Source organism: Bacteroides sp., from assembly GCF_029057325.1.
In the GTDB taxonomy this organism is placed as follows: domain Bacteria; phylum Bacteroidota; class Bacteroidia; order Bacteroidales; family Bacteroidaceae; genus Bacteroides.
The window spans coordinates 1-2275 of record NZ_JAICZW010000074.1; the positions used below are offsets into that span (position 1 = coordinate 1).

Here is a 2275-nt window from a genome sequence, read left to right on the forward strand (position 1 = left end):
ATTAATGATATCTGTCAGGATAACTCACCTGAGAACTTGAGCCGGAAAGAGAACATCGAAGAGCTGGTGAACGGCATGAACGATTTTTGTGCCCAACGGCTTGAAGAGGGAAACACGCACGTGTTGCTGGGCGACTTCCTGTCGGAAGTCTCGCTGCTCACCGACCAGGATTCGGACAAGGAGGGCGATGATGAGAAGATAACCCTGATGACCGTACATGCCGCCAAAGGTCTGGAGTTTAAGAACGTGTTTGTCGTGGGGATGGAAGAGAATCTCTTCCCGAGCGGAATGGCGGGTGAGTCGCCGCGTGCGCTGGAGGAAGAGCGCCGCCTGTTCTATGTGGCCATCACGCGGGCGGAGGAACATTGCTTCCTCTCCTACGCCAAGAGCCGTCTGCGCTATGGCAAGATGGAGTTTAGCAGTTCCAGCCGCTTTCTGAAGGATATAGATGTGCGTTTCCTGCGGTTGCCTCAGGATGCTGTTGCGTTCCGCAAAGCGGATAGAGAAACTGGAAGTCCCTTGTTTGGCCGGAAGGAGAGTGGAGGAATGCGGTTGAAACAGCCGATTATCGCCCCGACCGTTCCCCGCAACCTGAAGCGGGTGACACCTGCTGTCGGCGTATCGGGTCCGGCATCGCCTGCCGGTAGCGCAGCTTCCCATCAGGTGCAACAAGGACAGCTCATCGAACACGAGCGTTTCGGCTTGGGCGAGGTTCTGAAGGTGGAAGGCGAGGGCGACAATGCCAAAGCTACCATCCGCTTCAAGAACGCAGGCGATAAACAGCTGTTATTGCGTTTCGCACGATTCAAGGTGATTGATTAACTATAAAAAACTCAAAACTTATATATATAATGATAGACTTTTCCCTTTTTCCTTCTCCCTGTTATATTATGGAAGAAGAGTTGCTGAGAAAAAATCTCGCTCTGATAAAAAGTGTTGCCGACCGTGCAGGCGTGGAAATCATTCTCGCCTTCAAATCGTTTGCCTTATGGCGCTCTTTTCCCATTTTCAGGGAATATATCGGCCATTCCACGGCAAGTTCCGTCTATGAAGCCCGGCTGGCGTTGGAGGAGTTCGGCAGCAAGGCGCATACCTATTCGCCCGCCTATACTGAAGCCGACTTCTCGGAGATAATGCGTTGCAGCAGCCATATCACGTTCAATTCGTTGTCTCAGTTCCAACGTTTTTATCCGGCAGTATTGACGGAAGGAAACGGCATCTCCTGCGGCATCCGTATCAATCCCGAATACTCCGAAGTGGAGACGGAACTTTATAACCCTTGTGCGCCGGGTACCCGCTTCGGTGTGACGGCAGACTTGCTTCCCGAAACGCTTCCGGCAGGTATCAAAGGTTTCCATTGTCACTGCCATTGCGAATCTTCTTCCTACGAACTGGAGCGCACATTGAAGCATCTGGAAGCCCGCTTCTCCCGTTGGTTTCCGCAAATCGATTGGCTGAATCTGGGTGGCGGTCATCTGATGACACGCAAAGATTACGATGTGGAGCACCTCATTTCCCTGCTGCAAGGTTTGAAGAAGCGTTATCCGCATCTGCGTATTATCTTGGAACCGGGTTCTGCTTTTGCGTGGCAGACGGGTGTGCTGGTATCTGAAATAGTTGATATCGTGGAAAACCGGGGCATTCGTACCGCTATTCTTAATGTCAGCTTTACGTGCCACATGCCCGATTGCCTGGAGATGCCCTATCAACCGGCAGTGCGGGGAGCGGTGATGGGGGATGAAGGTTCATATATCTATCGTTTGGGAGGCAACTCATGCCTGAGTGGCGATTATATGGGGCTTTGGAGCTTTGATCATGAACTGCAAATAGGGGAGAGAATTGTCTTTGAAGATATGATTCATTACACGACGGTGAAGACGAATATGTTCAACGGAATTCATCATCCTGCCATTGCTATATGGACAAAAGAGGGGAAGGCCGAGATATTCAAGCAATTTTTTTATGAAGATTATCGCGACAGAATGAGTTGATAATCAGTTGAATACTTTTGTGTTCGTCGTGAAGACTCATTTTTTATGCAAAAAAAATCGCTAGAATGTTTGCAGGTTTAAGGAAAATACCTACCTTTGCAACCGCAAACGCGGAAATAGCTCAGTTGGTAGAGCATAACCTTGCCAAGGTTAGGGTCGCGAGTTCGAGTCTCGTTTTCCGCTCCATGCAGACAGATTGCAGTTGCCAAATGCCCAGGTGGCGGAATTGGTAGACGCGCACGTTTCAGGTGCGTGTGTCGAGAGGCATGCAGGTTCGAGTCCTG

The 2275-nt window shown here is 50.4% G+C and carries 2 protein-coding genes and 1 tRNA gene; all 3 read left to right on the top strand.

From position 1 onward, the window contains the following. A partial coding sequence (locus K2G43_RS04455; protein WP_300153162.1) for a 3'-5' exonuclease occupies positions 1-822 on the top strand: 822 nt, incomplete at its 5' end. Between the two features lie 29 nt (positions 823-851). Beyond that, positions 852-1991 (top strand): carboxynorspermidine decarboxylase, encoded by a 1140-nt coding sequence (gene nspC, locus K2G43_RS04460; RefSeq protein WP_300153164.1) that lies wholly within the window; start codon positions 852-854, stop codon positions 1989-1991. A gap of 110 nt (positions 1992-2101) precedes the next feature. Then, a tRNA-Gly gene (locus K2G43_RS04465) sits at positions 2102-2177 on the top strand. Positions 2178-2275: the final 98 nt, after the last annotated feature.